At 46.3% G+C, this 516-nt stretch carries 1 protein-coding gene; it reads left to right on the top strand.

The features are described 5' to 3' along the window. Positions 1-374 (top strand): flagellar basal body P-ring formation chaperone FlgA (gene flgA, locus R7O13_RS30975; RefSeq protein ID WP_318305739.1); only part of this gene is annotated, 374 nt, incomplete at its 5' end. Between the last annotated feature and the right edge of the window lie 142 nt (positions 375-516).

Below are 516 nucleotides of genomic sequence, written 5' to 3'. Positions count from 1 at the left end.
CAGTGGTGGTTGCGGCGACGACTGTAGGTCGCAGTGAAGTGGTGACAGCCAATCATCTGAAATTGGAAACTCGAACCATTTCGCGCTCGGACGATTTCTACACCGATCCTAAACACGCCATCGGCTTGGAAACCACGCGTCGACTCCGCGCCGGACAAGTCGTCGATCCAACCAACTTAAGTGCCCCCGCTTTGATTGAGAAAGGCAATGAAATCATCATCATTGCTAGCAAAGATGGATTTAGTGCAAGCACCAAAGGTGTCGCCTTAGAAGATGGAGCGAAAGGCCAACAGATTGAGGTAGAAAACCTCAGTTCTGGCAGAGTCATTCGAGCGGTTGTGACAGGAAGAAACCAAGTTCATACTCAGTTTTGATTTTGGACTCAACGTAACATTTTTCAATTTTGCCTCTCGTCACATCGCGTGAGTATCGAGTACAAAAATAAAATTTAATGTTCACCACATCCTTGTCGCCTATTGGATTTAGAACATGATGATGAGGACCACAGCATGAAAA

The sequence above is a fragment of the Vibrio sp. Y176 genome, from assembly GCF_033438945.1.
Note: the sequence above shows the minus strand (reverse complement) of the source record. Positions and strands in the feature narration are given on the sequence as shown.